The 19,849-nt window shown below is 45.3% G+C and carries 15 protein-coding genes and 1 riboswitch; of the genes, 7 read left to right on the forward strand and 8 right to left on the reverse strand.

The window, feature by feature from the left end; translation table 11 throughout:
* The 7 genes from LLU09_RS05130 to LLU09_RS05160 all read right to left on the reverse strand — a co-directional run bounded on the left by LLU09_RS05130 (nt 1) and on the right by LLU09_RS05160 (nt 10,366).
* Nucleotides 1-909, reverse strand: a complete 909-nt coding sequence (locus LLU09_RS05130) for an ABC transporter ATP-binding protein (protein ID WP_228310759.1) — start codon at nt 907-909, stop codon at nt 1-3.
* 18 nt (nt 910-927) lie between these two features.
* Nucleotides 928-2,223, reverse strand: coding sequence for a glycosyltransferase (locus LLU09_RS05135; protein WP_228310760.1), 1,296 nt, complete (start codon nt 2,221-2,223; stop codon nt 928-930).
* Nucleotides 2,224-2,231: 8 nt separating this feature from the next.
* Nucleotides 2,232-4,214: an acyltransferase family protein gene (locus LLU09_RS12675; protein ID WP_228310761.1), complete on the reverse strand. Its 1,983-nt coding sequence runs from the start codon at nt 4,212-4,214 to the stop codon at nt 2,232-2,234.
* An 83-nt stretch (nt 4,215-4,297) separates the two neighbouring features.
* Nucleotides 4,298-5,890, reverse strand: coding sequence for a heparinase II/III domain-containing protein (locus LLU09_RS05145; RefSeq protein ID WP_228310762.1), 1,593 nt, complete (start codon nt 5,888-5,890; stop codon nt 4,298-4,300).
* An 89-nt stretch (nt 5,891-5,979) separates the two neighbouring features.
* Nucleotides 5,980-8,613, reverse strand: coding sequence for a glycosyltransferase (locus LLU09_RS05150; protein WP_228310763.1), 2,634 nt, complete (start codon nt 8,611-8,613; stop codon nt 5,980-5,982).
* Nucleotides 8,580-9,539: a hypothetical protein gene (locus tag LLU09_RS05155; protein ID WP_228310764.1), complete on the reverse strand. Its 960-nt coding sequence runs from the start codon at nt 9,537-9,539 to the stop codon at nt 8,580-8,582. Before LLU09_RS05155 ends, LLU09_RS05150 begins: the two co-directional genes overlap by 34 nt.
* 17 nt (nt 9,540-9,556) lie before the next feature.
* A complete protein-coding gene (locus LLU09_RS05160) occupies nt 9,557-10,366 on the reverse strand; it encodes an ABC transporter permease (RefSeq protein ID WP_228310765.1) in 810 nt (269 codons plus the stop codon).
* 281 nt (nt 10,367-10,647) lie between these two features.
* Between LLU09_RS05160 and LLU09_RS05165 the strand changes: the two genes are divergently transcribed.
* Complete coding sequence (locus LLU09_RS05165) at nt 10,648-13,284, forward strand: glucosaminidase domain-containing protein (RefSeq protein WP_228310766.1); 2,637 nt, start codon at nt 10,648-10,650, stop codon at nt 13,282-13,284.
* Between the two features lie 37 nt (nt 13,285-13,321).
* On the opposite strand, the gene LLU09_RS05170 is transcribed toward LLU09_RS05165, so the two are convergent.
* Nucleotides 13,322-14,491, reverse strand: coding sequence for a glycosyltransferase (locus LLU09_RS05170; RefSeq protein WP_228310767.1), 1,170 nt, complete (start codon nt 14,489-14,491; stop codon nt 13,322-13,324).
* Nucleotides 14,492-14,680: 189 nt separating this feature from the next.
* Here LLU09_RS05170 and LLU09_RS05175 point away from each other — a divergent pair, with 189 nt between their 5' ends.
* From LLU09_RS05175 to LLU09_RS05200, 6 genes are all read left to right on the forward strand, one after another.
* Nucleotides 14,681-16,096 (forward strand): LCP family protein, encoded by a 1,416-nt coding sequence (locus LLU09_RS05175; RefSeq protein WP_228310768.1) that lies wholly within the window; start codon nt 14,681-14,683, stop codon nt 16,094-16,096.
* 12 nt (nt 16,097-16,108) lie between these two features.
* Nucleotides 16,109-16,573: a DUF2538 family protein gene (locus LLU09_RS05180; RefSeq protein WP_228310769.1), complete on the forward strand. Its 465-nt coding sequence runs from the start codon at nt 16,109-16,111 to the stop codon at nt 16,571-16,573.
* 10 nt (nt 16,574-16,583) lie between these two features.
* Entirely contained in the window at nt 16,584-17,006 is a 423-nt protein-coding gene (locus LLU09_RS05185) for a GNAT family N-acetyltransferase (RefSeq protein ID WP_228310770.1), read from the forward strand.
* A gap of 102 nt (nt 17,007-17,108) precedes the next feature.
* A riboswitch (TPP riboswitch) is annotated at nt 17,109-17,207 on the forward strand.
* Nucleotides 17,208-17,315: 108 nt separating this feature from the next.
* Nucleotides 17,316-18,308: an ABC transporter substrate-binding protein gene (locus LLU09_RS05190; protein WP_228310771.1), complete on the forward strand. Its 993-nt coding sequence runs from the start codon at nt 17,316-17,318 to the stop codon at nt 18,306-18,308.
* Between the two features lie 16 nt (nt 18,309-18,324).
* The gene (locus LLU09_RS05195) at nt 18,325-19,107 is read left to right on the forward strand and encodes an ABC transporter permease (RefSeq protein WP_228310772.1); all 783 of its coding nucleotides are present in this window, start codon (nt 18,325-18,327) and stop codon (nt 19,105-19,107) included.
* Nucleotides 19,097-19,849: an ABC transporter ATP-binding protein gene (locus LLU09_RS05200; protein WP_228310773.1), complete on the forward strand. Its 753-nt coding sequence runs from the start codon at nt 19,097-19,099 to the stop codon at nt 19,847-19,849. Before LLU09_RS05195 ends, LLU09_RS05200 begins: the two co-directional genes overlap by 11 nt.

Below are 19,849 nucleotides of genomic sequence, written 5' to 3' on the forward strand. Positions count from 1 at the left end.
CTAGAAGAAATTCAGTTGATTCAGTATGCTGTATAGAAACAAACCTAATATTGAAAGTCCAGGCAAATATCTCAACCACGGTCGTTTGTATTTTTCCACACTCAAGCTCTGGCTTTTTTCCTGCTGCTTACTTATCATATCTTCTTTATATTGAAGTTGCTCTTCTTTACTCATGGCTTTGAACTCGTTAATAAATCTCGCATACTCATTCACTATTGGTACACACTCACCATAATCTTTTAGCTCTCCATAATGGACCCAAAGGGCTTTATTGCACATTTTGGCGACTTGTTTGGCCGAATGTGAAACAAAGAATATAGTTTTCCCTTGTTTCTGAAAATCTTTCATCCTGTCTATGCATTTATTGGAGAAGGTCTCATCCCCAACCGATAACGCCTCATCAACAATCAAAACGTCAGGGTCTGTATGGATGGCTATAGAGAAACCAAGCCTCGACTTCATTCCACTGGAATAGGCTTTTATAGGCTGCTTAATGAACTCTCCCAGCTCACTAAATTCCACTATATCTTCATACCTTTCATCAATGGTTTCTTTACTCAAACCATGCATCAAACATTTCATACGTATATTTTCTTCTCCAGTAAGATCTTGGTTGAGCCCCGCATTTATAGCAATAAGGGAGCTTTGTCCATTAATTTTCACCTTTCCCATAGTAGGCACGGTAACCTGACCAAGAAGGTCAGATAAAGTAGACTTCCCTGAGCCGTTAAGTCCGATGATTCCCACCGAATCACCAGGTTGGACCTCAAAGTTTATATCTCTTAGAGCGAAATAAGGTTTTTCTTTATAAAAATGTCCCAGCGTAAAGAGAGATAACAGTTTTGATATCTTGCTCCGGTTCAAGTCGTAGACTTTCGATACATTTTCAACTTTCACTTTATAAGTCATATGCATGACCTTCCTTCATCATTCTTGGGAGAGCTTGTCATATACATTCAGCAGCTTCTCTTTTTCAATATCCCAATTATACTTATATTTCGCAGTTTTACAATTATTGCTGAACGTCTCTCTGAGTGCCTCATCCGCAACAAGACGATTGACTGCTTCTGCAATGTTGTGGGGGCTCGCTGCATCTATCGAGAAGCCAACCGACTCACCTTCCACTACATTCCTGATTTCTGGAAAATCACAGCTGACGACCGGCACGTGTGCCATGATGTATTCGAACAGCTTATTGGAGGATGCAGAGTAATGATTGTAGTTGATATTCTGCAGCACCTGGAAACCGAGATATGCGTTACGTGTATAGGAGGGCAGTTCGGACAGATGAACTTTTGGAACAAAACGGATTCGTTCTCCAAGCTGTCTTTCCCTGACCATCTCTTCGAGTTCCTTCTTCTGGCGGCCATCTCCAAGGAACACAAGGGTGCCCTCCTTGACCAGCGGCATCATGTCCACGAGCAGTTCAAGCCCCCTGCCCGGCTGAATGCCCCCCTGATACAGGAGAATCTTCTCATCCGCAGGCAAGCCGAGTGCTTCATGGAGATCTTTTTTGGGCTTATCTTCAATATCATACAGTTCAGAGTAGTTATACAGCGTATGTGGATAATATCCATAAAGCGCTTCATGCTTCTTCGCACGTGTGTGGTTCTCGACGAGCGTTTCATCGACGAAGGGCAGGAGTGCACCCTCCCATCTTTCAATGATTTTCGGATTATATCCTGTTCGGTCCGTCTGTACTTCATGGGAGTCATAGACAAGCTTCTTCGGCTTGAACCTCAGTTTCGAACATATGACGCCTTGGGTCAAGGTGTTCAGATCATTCGAATGATAGATGTCTGCATTCTGCCTGTACCCTTTGATGATCATCTTCATGCTCCTGACAAGCTTGATCATGTTGCGTCTTGCACTGCTGTTCTTCACGACGCCATAGGCAATCCCAAGGAACAGGAAATATGCGGACATCAGCAGCCACGATTTATAGAAAAGAGCTGGAGCGACTAAAGTCGTTACTCCAGCCACACTGATGACAAACTCTTTTTTATTGTTCTGGTACACTTCAAGAAGCCATGGATACATCGGTACACGGTGTACCCTGAAACGGCCATTGATTTTTTCGAATGCCTGGGCCCTCGGGTCCTTCCTGTTCTCAATCGCAATCAGGTTCACATCGTAATTGTTTTCACTGAGTGCCATCCCTTCCCGCATGACACGGGCATCGTTTGTAAAATGGTTCCAGACGAACATTGTCACTTTTTTCATTTTCTCACCTATTCGGATTCAAGGACTTTCATTACATCTTCTTTTATGATCGGTCCCATCGATTTGCTGTAAGTAGAACTCATATGGCTTCCGTCAATATATACAATTATATTTCCTATAATTGCTGGACACTTACCTTCAGAACAGAAGTATTCACTGTAGTCCACATAATTTACGTATTCAGGAGGGGAATCAAGTTTTTCCCAGGCACTGGGGGTATGCAGGGCCTCTTCTTCTTCGATGTCACACTCTCCACTTTTAACACCAAAACTGTTTAGACATTCTGGAATATCCTGGTTTAGATAAGGTGTATCCCTCAATGCCAAAATTGGTATATTTTCGTTATGCAATCTCTCAAACTGTTTTAAGTATCCTTCAGGAACCTCATCATAATTTTTAGATGCTGTATCTGCTAAAACGACCGCGAGGTCGGGGGATTCTTTGGCAACTTCAGACACAACGTTCTCATTCCATACAGTACATTCTTCTTCTTCAAACGTATCTAAGGACAACCTGCATCCACTTTTCGTTACGTTCAATAGGCGTATTCCCTCCGCTTCAGCAAAGGACTGTAATGCCGGCAACCAGTGTGTAGACTTGGATCCGCCTATAAGCGCTACAGTATAATCACTTTCTTCAACTGCACCATATTCACAAATAAGGACTTCCGAGTTTCCTGGTCTTTGATGGCATCCATCAAAGTAAGGTTCCGCTTTGTCATTCTTTATATCAGCTAAGCCTGGGATAGGTTCTTTTTCCTCCAAAGTAGTATACTCATCTTCTACAGCTACGGCTCCTGGATAATCAGGATCTTCGACGAGGTTCGCCATATTAGCAGACTGGTACTGACTAATGCCAAACCACGTTCCGACCGCAATGATGAGTGCTCCGATCAATGCAAAAATCGGCCGGAAAGCTTTCAGCGTGAAATTGTGCTTTGCTATATACTTGTTGACTGGGTTTTCTATTAGGACAGTTGAAAGATAACTGAGTCCGAGTGACAGGGCAATGATAATGAGCCCATGTAGCACACTGACATCTTTAGTGTCGAATATGACGTAATAAAAGCTCAGTAACGGCCAATGCCATAAGTATAGGCCATAACTGAGACTACCAAGATAGACCATCGGTCGACTTCCGAGGAACTTTTCTACACCAATTTTGGTTGGATTCTGCCCTCCCAGCATTATGAATACTGCCGCCATTACTGGCCATAGTGCAACGTAGCTTGGGAAACTCCCTTCCACATCAAGTAGTAAGCCGGTGCTCAATAACGCCAGCAGGCCTGTCCACCCCATTAATGCGCTGATGAAACCAGGAAGTTTGACTCTGAATATGAACAGCATCAATATCCCGCCAATGGCAAATTCCCAGATACGTGTACGCGTATCAAAGTACGCCCATGGCTGATTCACTGCGGTAAGGTATATAGAGTATGCCAATGAAACTGTGAAGAGTACTAACAGTATTGTAAAGAATATTTTGTATAAATTACGCTTCAGCTTTCTATGAAGAAATATAGTCAATGAAATGATCAGAAACCAGATGACATAGAATTGTCCCTGTATCGACATTGCCCAGAAATGTTGAACAGGGCTCTTCTCATTCGTCTGATCAAGATAGTCGGTACCAATTATTGCAAGCTGCCAATTCTCATAATAGAACAGCGAAGCAATGATTTCCTTCATCGTATCGAAATGCCGGACTTCTGGAAGGAGGAAGTAGCCAGCCACTGTGACGAATAAAAGTACTGTTAATGCATTCGGCAGCAGCCTCTTCAATAGACCTAGGATGAATGTCGAAAATTTTATATAGCCATCTCGTGCATATCGAGACAGGAGTGATGTAGTAATCAAAAAACCTGAAACAACGAAGAAGACATCTACTCCGCCAGATACTCTCATCATCCAAATATGATAAATTGCAACAAGAAGCGCTGCAATGACTCTGAGCCCTTCAATTTCCGGCCGATACTGCTTTTTCACTTCCACAATCTCACCTAATTCATTTTAGTCATAATTAAAATATCACAGCTTTAACCATCATCTAATAGATAAATACCCAAGAAAAAGTTTTACTTCAAAACCGTATACTTCTGATTATCCAACACAATCTCTACAGACTCTTCCTTCACTTCGATATTCAGGCTTTCCACGGTTTCTTCATCATATACCGCTGTTGTAAAAGCAGTGCCAGATGTGAGTGATTTCGAGAAGTCCAATTGCCTTGTGTTTATCCCCTTGCCGAAACTGGCAGTATTGATGACAAGCTTATCTTCCTCATTACCATCAATTACAGTCTGCGCATTGATTTCATTAAACTGTTTTACAGTAAGTGATTCTTCCCCATGAGTCAATCTATATCCATGTTCATTCTCGGCTATTTCAACATCTTGATGAAGGTTGAATTTCTGCACTACATTCAACTCATGTTCTATATCCGTCTCCAACTCATCCAGAACTATGAGGACTGGAGCATGTTTAAACACTATAAGCGTACGATAAAGCACCGCACTTGTGCCTGTATATCCAGTGTGTTTCCCTTTTACTATCGAATAGAATTTGTTGTCTTCATAGGCATTTAAAACGGTTTTTCTTTCAAATCTGTTCTTAGGGTCTATGACATAGTTGAAGTCCTTTAAGTGGAAGCTGCTATGTGCGGCCTTTGATACCACGTATGTTCTCTCCTTGGACTTGCTATAGTTGAACTTTCCTGGGTCGACAAAAAATTCCTTACCATTGTAGTTCGTAGTGATACTGAGGTCATCCTTGTGTTTGTGCACAGCACTGCTATATCCGCAGACAAAACTTACATAGAAAGGCTTCGGATCCTTATTTTGAAGTACAGCAATCCCCGCTTCTACATCGTATATATTTTTATATACTTTATTTTTTCTGACGATGCCTTTTCCGGAATCACCAATGGAAGGCATTCTGCCATCCGGTTTCAATAAAGCATTGGGATAATCTTTAGCAAGCTTCAAGTATCCTGTAACGTTTTTACCTAATGTCTTTCCTTTTTCGTTCAGATACTCTTCTATACCTTCATACATGGATACGACCATATTATGGTATTCCGGTGAATTCTCGAGATGTATACCTTGGTGACTGAAACTAAACCAGAAGGTGTCTATTGCCCGATAAAATCCTTTGGTAAACAGATACTTATCATCCAGGACGTTCCCTAGAATCATCAGGGAACGATCCATCATAAGCCCATGATTATTGTTGTTGTAATTTTTATCATCACTCAACACTTCTGCATGTCTCTGCATTATTCTATAGTATTTGTCCTCCTGAATGCTGAGTCCCTGTTGCTTCGCATGGTAAAGAAAATGTATGATCGTCTGAATCCGGTTTGCTGTTGGATGATCATACCAGAGCATCTTTTCCGATGGTTTTCCCTCTTCATATTTAATCCAGGATTCTATAATCTCCTGTGTCTTGTTCAGATATCTGGGATCCTCGGTTTTCTCATATTCATTAAGCAGCTCGGCACATACACGAAGCGACTGGATGTACAGTTGGTAACTTGCACCATATTTTTTGGTTTTATCTACGTACCAGAAGTTATCATCAAAGACAGTAGGGTCAAAATTCGGAAATGGAATGATTATATTATTCAAAGCCTTATCTGCAATGTTTCTTGTTCTTTTAGTGTACTTCACTAGAGAAAAGACATCCGATTGGCTTACTTCAACACTGTATTTCTTCGTTTTTGTTCTACTGCCCAATAATTTTTTTAACACGTTTTATCCTACTTTCTTGTTTTATCTTTATTATAATCGACCTCGTCTTTAAGTTCTTTGATGATATTGTCCAGGTCTTTGTTGGCAGGTTTTTCAAACTCATCATACAGGCTATAGATATCCAAAAACCTGGTTACTGCCCTATGTCTAAATTCCGGTTCAACACGTTCAAGTCTCGGCAAGTACCATCCTCTGACATAGAAGTTAAAGCGATGCTCAAGGTAGGAATCCAGTAGTCCGTGCTTTTGCAGAAAAGGTATGCGCTCTATTTCTAATTTATAGTATTTATCAAAAAATTTATCTTTAATGGTATTGGTTACCGAACCTGTAACTGCTGCATAATACATGTGTATGATTTCATTGACGACTTTAACCTTGCTGCTGTTCAGCATCAATTCCTGGAAATACAATGTATCTTGCCCCGCTGCGCCTTCAATCATTTTTATATTGTTATCTTGAATCACTTCTCTTTTAACGAGGAGAGCCTGTATGCTCTGCGCTCTAAGTCCACAGCGTTCCATATATGCTTTTGGATCACTGATGACTTCTTGATCATCATTGTATTTCTTTGCTGTAGCATAATAGTTGAAGTAAGCCTTCCGTTTGTTGTCTTCCTTAATGATGTTACCTACAACCATATCCAATGAAGGGTCCGTTTCTGCTTCTTGCAATAGGTTGGCATAGCCATCCCCAATTGCCTCATTATCTGGATCAAGGTAAGTGATGTACTTCCCAGTAGCCATCTCAGCACCAACATTTCTTGGTCTAGAAGCACTACCTGATCCTGTATCGAATGTCTTCAATCTGATGTTTGGATGCTTCCTCATTAATCGGTTGATGATTTTATTTGTAATTCCATCGTTGCTGCCATCATTGATGAATAATATCTCCATCTGATTAAAAATGGTGGATCGCTGGAGGGACTTCATGCATTTCTCTTCCAAATACACTCCATTGTTATGGATTGGTATAATGACACTTACTTTAGGTGCATCTAAATTCTCGTAGTTGGAATTCATACTGCCGGCCTTCTTGACTTCACTCATATCCAGGGCATAACCCTTGCTGTTTGTTCCTTCAACAGCATACATGGTAAGACCTTTATCCAATGATCCTTCGAAGTAATTGTGGTGATATCTATTGTCTGAGGTTTTAGTAACAAAATCTACATCCACGTAATTGAAAGCGGAGACGAGATCGGCCAAATAGTATTCCTCATATAGATACTCTGGCAGAAAATACGTAAAGAAGTCGAAATCACCTTTATTTTCTTCAAATTCTTCCTTTGTAAGCAATGCTATATTTTCACAAATTTGTCTGTCGAACATTTCTTGGACAGATTCTGTCTTGTGCTCTACCACAACAGCTATTGTAGGAGAAACATTTATACTGGATTCAATACCAGTGTCCTTTAATATCTGATTCATCCTATGATACGTGGTATTATTAATCATTACATTGCGGATGGCTTTAGCCCTAAAGGATAGTATTTCATCATCCGTATATCCATTCAATATTGCGGGCACGTCAGACTTTGTATTGATGATGAATACATTGGGAAATTTATCGTTCACTCCGACACTATAGTTTGAGAGTATAACATTACCAAACGCCTGTAATTCATAAATTCTATTTGCAAACATACTTTGGGAGTACTTGACGGAATTTACATTGATGCCAAAAGTATGCACCCTATGTACATCCTGCAACAGATCGTGGGAGATTGGGCTTGTTATGTTGGGCATGAATTTGATTGGATATTGGTATCTCTGTTTATTCAGCCAAAGGTTTCGATCAATTATCGTCAAATCATTTCCATTCTCCAAAACCCCTTCAAAAATCGTCTGGGATTCTTTATTCCTGATGCCATATTTCTGAGTCCAGGAACCTGAGAAAATGATATCGTTCTTAAGCCTTTCTGCACTTTCACTTCTGGAACCAACAGGGTTGTGATAATGCGGGTTGACTCCAAACTCGAGAACATCCACCCTATCATGGCCGCAGTATTCCTTGTAGTCTTCGATACACTCTACAGCAGATGTATAGACATAATCACATTCTTTTGCAAGATCTTTGTACAAGTCATAGTTGACGGGGTCTTCTTTAGAATAGAATACAGTAGGTACACCCTTGCTCTTCAGATGACTGATGAGGTCATATGCTGTCTGCCTTTTTTCGTGTGTATGAGTGGCCAATCCTTTCCAACTCTCATCTACACCTTTCCAGGCAGTTGCAACTATCATCAAATCGAGGTTCAGGTTATCCACCTCTGCCTCAGTCCACTCAGAAGAAATATGATAAGTGTTTGCAATATCCTTATAGGAATTGTACAAGAATTCGTCCGCAATGAAGCCGACATTCACATTTATTTTGGAGAAATTACGGGAACCGTTAGATCGTGGCAGATCAGTGATGATTTCTTTCATTTCATCTAGATATTCTGTCTTTCCTCTCTCCCTGAAGGCTTCCAAATAATCAATCATATCAGTATTCGATGATTCTTTTGTTAACAGATTGTTTCCAATAAGGAAAGAGTTACTCAGATGCTTTATATATTCGTGATAGCGTTCGTCCTTATTCATATCCTGTATCTCGTTTAAATAATGCATTAAGACTCTCTCCTCTTTTTCTTCTTTTCCCAAATCTTGGTCTGAATTCTACCGAGCTTTGAATGTTTGAGGTTTGTATATAGCTGGTTGACCCTACCTAGGCGTTTCTTTAACCGCCCTATCTCTTCTTGGTATTTCAAAGATTCGCGTAGCAACTTGATCATATTATTTTTACTCTGCTTGCGCTCCCTCTCAATGTTAGCTAAAAGGTCTTCCATAAGAATATCTTCTATGCGCACAGGCTCCTCTTCCAAATCAGCCAGTTGATTCAAAATGACATTCTTATCTTCCTGAATCCAACCTTCCCGCTTACCTTGAATGACTTTGAAGATTTTACTGTGTGGGAAATATGTAGTCACTGTTACAGGTTCGATTCCAGAAAAATTCCAATTAACCATGTCTTTGACTTGGGAGTTCTTATATACAGTATAGTTTTCGATTTCTTCAATCGTGTGTTCATTTTTCTCCTTGAGCACTTTTGCCTTCTCTAAAATATCAGTGTGGCTCCATCCTACAAACCTTTTATTGGCATACAATGCTTCATAAAGTTCTCCTTCATGTACAGCGTAAAACATCGAGACAAGTCTCCTATCTTTAAATGCAAGATTCATATCACCCTTGATATTCATAACATCATGAAGGAGAGGGGTTTCATATTTTTCCAGGTCCACTCTCACCATTTCAGACTTCTTTTTGAAGAGCTCAATGCTCTCCTCTACATGATACCAGCCAAGTATCTCATTGGATCTTTCAAGAAGATAATATAAATCCCCATTTATCATACGCTGGCTTATTACCCTGAGCATACGGCCATTATACTGGTCGAGCTCTGCCACCACTTCTTCCAGGTTTACGTTCCTGTATAGGGATTTATTCTTTTCATTAACAATGACATGATGACCAAAATCGAATTCGTTTCTCTTGTTTCTCAGAAAATCAGTTATTTCAGAATTAGACATGATATAAAACTCCTATTTTATAAGTAATCAATAAGTTTATTCCTGAATCTATAGTGGATATGTGCACCCATATACAGTAGAAGTAGCGTCAACGACCAGAAATATAGGTGATCTCCAAAATCACCGTACAATGGGGCGTCTGAAAGTACAAATGCTTGTCTGTAATTCATCACCAAATAAGCAAATGGGTTGAACGAAGTAATTGTCTGAAGGATTGGGTGTACCCCCTCCAATGCCCAGAATATAGGTGTCAGGAAGAAAAACATTCGAATCGCATTCTGCAAAACATTCTTCATATCCCGTACCAAAATCACTAAGGAAGACATTATAAGCCCGAACGCAAAAATAAAGGTATAAGATGCCACTAAAAAATAAATGAATCCAAGATAATGCAGAGGCTCAGAATAGCCATTCCATAGGCTGAATATGATTATAAGCGCTGTAGTCATAAACAAGTTAATAATACTGTTCACAATAGCAATTGAGAGCAGAGTGCTCGAGGGAAACTTCATCTTCGTCACAAGGCTCAACTGCCCTTGGATAGCATTAGCTGCAGAATTCACACCTTGAGAGAGGAACAACCAAGGAAATAGACCTGAAATGAGATGAATTATAAAAGGGACCTCACCAACATCACCCCTTACCCCTCGTAGCCCAAGTCCGAATACTACGTAGTAGATAAGGACCTGCATGGCAGGTTGGAGGATGTTCCAGAAAACGCCTAAATAATGATTAGCATATTGACTCTTAATCTGATATATACTGAGTTCCCAAATCAGATGACGATGAATCCACTGCTCTTTAAATATGTCAAAAATTTTTTTCATGATTAAGCCTCTATTCCCTTACTTGCAGAAATTTTCTACTCAAAATAATTATTGGAAATCTTGGGTTACTCAAGCAACGATTATATCACAGTTTATAGTTGATAAAATATGAACAAAACCACTATGTCATTATAATATTTTATATTGAGCATGTCATCCTACGACTGATAGCGTCCTACATTATTACAGTTATATTACATTTATAAATTTATGGAAAAAATTATACCTAATTACAAGGGAATCGTTTAAAATGTGATTGTACATCATTTTAGGAGGCACAAATGAAATATAAAAATAGGCTGATTGTCCCAACCCTGATTTCCACCGCCCTGTTTGGAACTGCTTTAAATGTTGAAGCGGAAGAAATGGTAAAAGATGAGAAAGCAACATATAGTGAAACAACTCTTGAGGTTTCAAACGCAGAAGTAGATGATGCAGAAAAAGAACACTACATAGAGCCGAAAAATGGAGAACCAGTCAAGGAAGAAGTTCCACTCGAAGAAATAAAGACAGAGGATCTATCCAATGATGCTGGAGATAATCTTGAGAATTCACTCGAAGAGGGGACTCCACAAGAAGATGAAGGCTCATTGGCCAAAGAACCTCCAAACGAACCTTCTACCGAGCCGATAGAAACAAATGCTGAAAGCCCATCTGACATTGACCAGGCCAACGCTCTCGAAGATGAAGGGGAAATGGGCCAAACATTGTCTGATGAAGAAAACAAGTCTACTTCAGATACATCTGAAGCACCGGATGGGACAGTTTTGAAAGAAACAGAGAATGTAGAGCCAGAAAATGGCATAGAGGATTCCTCAGTGGAAGAAACCGAGGAAGTTCACGAAAATGAACAGCCATCTTCTAATCAGACAAACGAATATGTAGATGAAGAATTGGATAGGTCAGAAGACTCCCAATCTAGCGAGGCTGTTAATGCTGTCGAACAAGGTGACACTAGAGAATCTGAAGAAGAAGAACTAAGGAAGCCAAAAAACGATGATTCTCAAAACAACGGAGAAGACGAAACATCAGAAACCGGACCTGAATTAAGCACTTCAGACAATGCAGACATCTCAGAAGAATCTAAAGAAGAAAATGATAATGAGCTTATATCAGAAGATGACGTTAATTCTGGTGAGTCAAATGAGAATGATGAAGATGTTGATAAAGCAAATGTTATGAAGCTTGAGCCGACCTCCCTCTTCTCACTGATGTCAGCTCAAAAAATTGATGCTGCCTCTCCTGTTTATACTGAAGCCTCTTACGCCGCTAAAATTGCTTCAGCAATAAATTCAGGTCTATACAGCCCTGTAACAAGTAAGAAGGGGGTCAATGCTGATTTCCTTCTAGATAAAACTATTTATGTTGAACGGAAAGCCAGTTATGGGGGAGAAACATTCTACAGGGTCCACTCCAGTTATGAAGGCGCAATGCAGGGTTGGATGAGAAAGAACGATCTGAAGCTTTGGAAGCTTTCTGAGGAAACTAAAAACTCACAGCAGTACAAGCTTTCCAGAAATAATGGCGGGTTACTTACAGACCCCTGGGGTACAGAAAAACAGTACGTCAAAACGCTCGATAGTTACAAGAGTAATGCAATCTTTAAAGCTGAAAAAACAGTGAAACTAGGAGCACTTACTTTCTACTATGGAAAATTAGGTCAAGACTATGGATGGATACAGGATACAAAAGTTGAAGAAGTCAAATCTCCTCCTGTATACTCTGATGCCAGGTTTGCGGCTAAGATTGACTCAGCCAAAAATTCCGGACTTTATAGCCCTGTAACAAGCAAAAAAGGAGTCAACTCCGACTTCCTTTTAAACAAAACCATTTATATTGAACGTGAAGCAAACTATGGGGGCGAAACATTCTATAGAGTCCACTCCAGCTATGAAGGTCCAATGCAAGGGTGGATGAAGAAACATGACTTGAAGATTTGGAACCTCTCTACAGAGACTAATAACACTCAAAAATACGATCTTACAAATCATAAGGGCGGTTTGCTGACTGACCCCTGGGGCACGAAGGAACAATACGTCAAGGCCCTGGACCGCTACAGTGAAGACGAGGCATTTCAAGCTGAAAAAACACTAAAACTTGGCGCGCTGACATTCCATTATGGGAAGCTTGGTACGGATTATGGTTGGATACAAGATACAAAAGTAACACCTGTTCAACCGTCTACCCCTTCACCTGTCATCAACGAAGTCAAATACGGCATTTCACTCGACGAAGCAGTCGACATCCAGATGGGCCTTCGTTCCAAGCCGCAGGCCTGGGCATCCGGAGGGGGCTGGAGAGATGCAACACGCAGTGAGGTAGAGTATTACCTCAATCCAGCGAACCATAGGACGGATGTTTGGGACTACACCTATCTCGACCTGAACCGTGCGCAGAACATCTCCACCGTGGAACTGAACAATAAGCTGCTCGCCAATAAAGGCATCCTGCACAACCAGGGTACAGCCTTCCTGCAGGCGGCGAACACGCATGGGGTCAATGAAGTCTACCTGATTTCCCATGCCCTGCATGAGACGGGCAATGGTCAAAGCACACTCGCACAAGGCGTACGCCTCGATGAGAATGGCAACATCTCAAAGAACGGCAAACTCTACTACAACATGTACGGCATCGCAGCATATGACCACAACCCTGTGCTTGAAGGTGCACGCTACGCGCAGCGCATGGGCTGGGATACGCCTGCCAAAGCGGTCATCGGTGGTGCGCAGTTCATCTCGAGTGGCTACTTCAACCGTGGACAGAACACGCTCTACGCAATGCGCTGGAACCCGGCAAACCCGGGCACATACCAGTATGCAACGGATGTCAACTGGGCCTATGCCACAGCACGCAACTTGAAGAACTACTACGATCAGCTCGGCATCCGCGGACAGTACTACACAAGATACACGTTCTAACAAAAATCCGTTCCTCAAAACGAGGAACGGATTTTTTCTATCTGCCTATTCTTCTGTACACCTTCTTCAGTACATCCTTCTCTTCATTCCAGTTGTATTTCAGCTTCGCCTGCTTCGTATTCTCTCTGAACCTCTCCCTGAGTGCATCATCACCCATGAGCTGTTCGATCGCAGCCTTCAGCTGAATGGTGCTCTCGGGTTCGACGGTCAGCCCCACTTCTTCTCCTTCGATGACCGCTTCGATCTCCGGAAGCTTCGAACCTATGACGGGCACATGGGCCATGATATACTCGAAGAGCTTGTTGGATGACGCGGAGTAATGGTTGAAGTTCGTGTTCTCGAGGAACTGGATGCCGATGTCGGCGGATTTCGTATAGCGTCTGAGTTCCTTGTACGGTACCCGGTCGATGAAGATGACCTTGTCCTCGATGCCGAGCTGCTTATGGTATTCGATCAGGTTGAGGCGTTCCTTCCCATCTCCAAGCATCATCAGACGGGCGCCTTCGATATCCTGGAAGGCATCGAGCAGCTTGAACAGCCCCCTGCCCTCCTGCATTCCGCCCTGGTACAGCACGACCTTCTCGTCGGGGGCAATACCGTATTCCTTGCGAATCGGGTATGCATCGACCGTTTCAATATCATAGAATTCCGAATAGTTGTGGACTGGTGTCGGCCTTTTTCTATACAAACGCCTATGGTAATCTGCCCGTGTGTCATTCTCCACGATGACGTGATCGATGAACTTGAGCAGGAATTTCTCAATTCTATATATCTTATTGAACGAATAGTGTGTACGGCTGGTCTGCACTTCGTGGGAATCGTATATGAGCGGCTTCCGATCCAGTCGCAACTTCGCGCTGTATATGCCCTGGAGCAGCGTGTTCAAGTCATGGGCATGATAGATGTCTGCATTGCTGCTCCGTCCAAGCATCATCATCTTGAACATCTCGAGCATGTTCGGCAGATGCTTCGACAGGATGGTGGACTTCATTTTCTTCTGTATGATCTTCGGCAGTTCTATCTTGAGCGGCCGGTTGACGTAGACGTTCGGGGCGACGGTTTCGCTTGAAGGGAGATGCAGTTCGTCCATCTCCTTCTTGGCGATGACGGTGACTTCATATCCCTCTTCCGTAAGCGCAGTGGCTTCCCTTAGCACCCTTGCATCATTGACGAAGTTGTTCCATACAAACATTGTGACTTTCTTCATAAAGCACCTCTGACGTTTTCTGGTTATCGCTTGTGATTTCACTCTATATTCTATATCATATGGTACAGTTTTAATAATGGGAAATAATATTCATTTCCTATTCCATTTTATGGTTCTTCCATATTATAATTAAAAGATGGCGATCTGTCATTACATACCAATACCAAAACAAAGTGGGTCTATCAAATCATGAAAAAGAAAATTTTTATCGGCATACTGCTGTTCCTCATCATTGTGCTTGTGGTCATCGGGGTATATATATACAACCTGTTCAATTCATTCGAGCAGGGGGTGAGCGATTCGTTCGAAGCGACGGACCGCGACCGTTCCGAGCTCCGGCTGGATGATATCGATCCGACGATGGACAGCTTCACAGTCCTGATCCTCGGCATCGACGAAAGTGAATCCCGCAAGGAGGAGGACGACCTGGAATCAGGCGACTTCCGTACGGATTCGATGATCCTTGCGACATTCGACAAGGATCAGGATGAAGTGAAACTCGTCAGCATCCCGCGGGATACATTGACGTACTTCCCTGAAGAGAACTATTTCGACAAGATTACACACGCCCACCGTGAAGGCGGTCCGGAAGCATCCATGCGCGCTGTGGAATCCCTTCTTAACGTACCGGTCGACCACTACGTCCGCGTCAACATGGCCGCCGTCGTGGATATGGTCGATGCGCTCGGGGGAGTGGAATTCGATGTGCCGTTCGACATGAACGAGCCGAATTCCATGGACCGTGGACGGATCAAGCTTGAAGAAGGCGTGCAGGAACTGAATGGTGAAGAGGCGCTCGCAGTCGTAAGGAGCCGTCGTGTGGATACCGACCTCGGACGCGGCCAGCGCCAGTTAGAGATGGTGGAGAAGATACTCGCAAAGGCGAAATCGACCGGTGCCCTCTCCAAGATCGATGACCTGATCGAGGTCGTTGCAGACAATACGAAGCATGACATGGAATCGAAGACGATACGCAGCCTTGCGGCCTACTACTCCTTCAACGACATCGATTTCAACACGACGCAGGTGCGCGGGGATGACTTCTGGAACCCAGGCAACGGTGCCTACTTCTACTGGGCGAACGAAGAGCATCTGTACGTGCTGTCGAAGACATTGCGCGATGTACTGAAGCTCGATGAACCGGATCCGTATGACCTCATCAATATCCGGCTGTCGGACCATATCGTGCCGTACCAGTTCGTGGACGACTACTACCTGAATGAGTTCGAACCTGAGGGAGAACCATACTTCGTGCAGGAGGGCTACGAAAGCCGGTTCGGTAACGGCTTCAACATCCAGGAGGACAACCCTGAGGACAGCATCGAAGGTGAAGAGAACCCTGAGGAGACGACCGGCGAGGAAGTGACAGGAGAACAGCCGATCCAGGAGGAAGCGACGGGCGAAATCCCAGGTGAGCAGACGACCGAAGAGGACAACTACTGGCCGCCGGAAGACGGCAACGGTTCTGACGGCATACAGGAGGAAAGCACAGAGCAGTTCAACTATGAAGAGGACACAGAGGAATACTATGAGGAGAACACCGGTGAATACTACGACAACGGCACTGGCAGCGCGGACTTGGACCGTGCACAAAATGAATACTAGGAGCGGATTGTGATGCGGAAGACGTATGACAAGGAGACGAACATCAACGAGATGTTCGACTTCCTGGAAGATCAGATCAAGCACAGCGGCGAGCCGAAGATCGAAGATACGTATTTCTATCAGAACCATGAGCACAAGGAGATGTACCAGTCGATCCGGGGCTACTTCAGCGAATCGCAGAAGAATCCGGAAGTCGATGCGGCGTGCTACATCATCGCCCTGCCGGACATCTACAAGCGGATCAACATATTCGAGCTCATCTTCCCGATGGATTGGATCAGGGAGGATGGCCGGCTATCCGAACCGTTCAAGCAGCTCAGACCCCATATCCAGTATCTAGCGCTCGCAGCGGCTGAAGCGAGCGGCATCAAGTTCAACACGAAGCCTGCCCTCTCACTCGGCCTCGAGTACTGGAACCTAGAGCAGTTGAAGATGTTCTGGCAGTTCACCGCCATCCGGCGCAAGAATGCAATGTAAGGAGGATTCCATGGAAATCAAAGTGGCTGACAACAACATCATGTACAACCAGTGCCTTGAAATCAGGAAACGCGTCTTCGTCGAGGAGCAGAACGTCCCGATGGACCGCGAAGTCGATGAATATGAAGACGTGGCGACGCACATCCTGCTCATCGATGACGAGCCGATCGGCACGGTCAGATACCGTCCGGCCTCAGAGGATATGATCAAGGTCGAACGCATGGCCGTCCTGCCCGAGGAGCGCGGCAGGAAGCTCGGTTTCAAGCTGATGGATTTCGTTCATGACCATGCCCGGGAGCATTGCTACAACCGCGCCAAGCTCGGGGCGCAGGTGCACGCTATCGAATTCTACAGGAAGCTCGGCTACACCGTCAGTTCCGATGAATTCGAAGATGCTGGCATTCCGCATGTGTATATGGAGAAGGCACTGTAGACAGTGATCGACACCTGGACGGCATCCTGCTGTCCGGGTGTTTTTAAATAACCGTTTGGACATGAAAAGTGTCCATGATATAATGGATGTGCAAAATGAATAGAAACAGCATAGGGGAGCCGTTACGGCTGAGAAGGTGAATACCTGACCCTTGGACCTGATCTGGATAATACCAGCGTAGGGAATGTGCAGATTATACGGCATCCGTATATCCTGCTGCAGCTCTTTGACGCCTCCAGATAAGGAAGGTGTTTTTTTATACCGTTTTTGCGGTATGGAAAGCACCCCATCTTGAGAGGAGATTTTATCATGAAGAAATTATTGTCCATCTTTATACCGGTACTGCTGCTCGCAGCATGCAGCGGCAACGGGGACGGCGGCCAAACAGAGGATGATGGGCTGACGGAAGTCACCTTCGTACTCGACTGGACGCCGAATACGAACCATACGGGCATCTACACAGCACAGGCGGAGGGCTACTACGAGGAAGCGGGACTTGATGTCGAGATCATCCTGCCGGGTGAAGCCGGTGCGGAACAGACCGTTGCGACGGGCAACGGGGACTTCGGCATCAGTGCCCAGGAGAACGTCACACAGGCACGCCTCCAGGACGTATCGATCGTTTCGCTGGCGGCCATCATACAGGATAATACATCCGTCTTGGCTTCACCTGAGGAATACGGACTCGAGACGCCGTCGGACCTCGAAGGGCACACATATGGCGGATACGGTTCACCGATCGAGGAGGAGACCATCGCGTCCATCATGCAGGCGGATGATGCTGACATCGAGAATGTCGACATCATCAACATCGGCGACACGGACTTCTTCACCGCCGTACAGCGCGATGTCGACTTTGCATGGATCTACTACGGCTGGACTGGCGTCGAGGCGGAACTGCGCGACTTCCCGCTCAACACGATCGACTTCACCGAGTATTCCGACGCACTCAACTTCTACACGCCCGTCCTGATCACGAACGAAGAGATGATCGAAAACGATGCCGAAACCGTCGAGGCATTCACAGAAGCGACGGCTGAAGGCTACCAGCTTGCGATGGACGACCCGGAAACGGCGGCACAGCATCTGCTCGATGCAGAACCGGATCTTGACGAAGAGCTCGTCATGGCAAGCCAGGAGTGGCTGACGGACGTCTACCAGGGGGATGCACCCTACTGGGGCCACCAGGAGCGCGACGTCTGGGAGAACTACATGAACTGGATGTATGAAAGCGGCCTGATCGAATCCGAACTCGACGTCGACCAGGCGTTCACGAACGAATACCTGCCCGGCGGAGAGTAAATTGGAGGAATAGCGAATGCGACGAATTTCATCATGGAGCGTGATTCCACCGCTCCTTGCGATACTGGCCATACTGGTGGTCTGGCAGCTGGCCGTCTCGCTCTTTGACATCCGGACCTGGATTCTGCCGAGCCCGTTACAGATCATACAGGAAGGCATGGAGATCTATCCGCGCCTGTTGAGCCATGGTCTCGCCACAATACAGATTGCGCTCGGGGGATTTGCTCTCGGCGTCGGTGTCGGGCTTCTGCTCGCCATACTGCTCCATCTGATGCCGCGGGCCAAGGAGAGCATCTATCCGCTGATGGTCCTCTCCCAGAATGTGCCCATCATCGCCCTGGCGCCGCTGCTCGTGCTGTGGTTCGGCTTCGGCACACTGCCGAAGATACTGATCATCACACTCGTCTGCTTCTTCCCCGTCGCAGTCTCGCTGATCGACGGGTTCAGGCAGACCAATCCGACGCTGCTCAACTACATGCAGATGATCGGCGCGTCCAGGCGGCAGATCTTCTTCAAGCTGGAATGGCCGAGTGCCCTGCCCTACTTCTTCTCAGGTCTCAAGATTTCAGCGACATACAGTGTGATGGGTGCCGTCATCGCGGAATGGCTCGGCGCCCAGGAGGGGCTCGGCGTCTTCATGACCGTCGCCTCCTCCGCATTCCGGACAGACCAGGTATTCGTCGCCATATTCGTCATCATGGCGATCAGCCTGCTCCTCTTCGGCTTCATCATGCTGATGGAAAAATGGCTCGTGCCATGGGATACGGACAGGAAAGGAGCGGATGATGATGACGAATAAGCTTGAGGTCCACAACCTCACACACACGTTCAATGGCGGCAACACCGTGCATGTGCTCGATGACCTGTCCCTCGATGTGGCAGATGGTGAATTCGTCACCCTGCTCGGACCCTCCGGCAGCGGCAAGAGCACCATCTTCAACCTGATCGGCGGACTCTACAGACCCGATTCGGGCGACATCTTCATCGACGGTACCCGTGTCAACGGCACGCGCGGCAACATCAGCTACCTGCCCCAGCAGGATTCCCTGCTGCCGTGGCGGACGATCGAGGACAACGTCACACTCGTCCAGGAGATCACCGGCACCGTCGATAAGGATACCGCCCGCAAGTGGCTCAAGCGCGCCGGACTCGAAGGATATGAAAAGGCCTACCCGAGCACGCTGTCCGGCGGCATGCGCCAGCGCGTCGCCTTCATCCGGTCGCTGCTCAGCCCGCAGGAGCTGATGCTGCTGGACGAACCGTTCGGGGCACTCGATGAGCTCACCCGCCTCGATATGCAGGACTGGCTGCTCAAAATATGGGAGATGGACCGGCGTTCCGTCCTCTTCATCACCCACAGCATCGAAGAGGCCATCTACATGTCCAACCGGATCCTCATCCTCTCCGACAAACCAGCCCGCATTGCACGCGAAATAGAAGTGCCGTTCGAACGGCCGCGAAATCACGACATCATCCTTGATGAATCATTCACCAAGCTGAAACGCGAAATCTATCATATGCTCCGGGCAGGGGACGACTGA

Source organism: Salinicoccus sp. RF5, from assembly GCF_020786625.1.
GTDB lineage: Bacteria > Bacillota > Bacilli > Staphylococcales > Salinicoccaceae > Salinicoccus.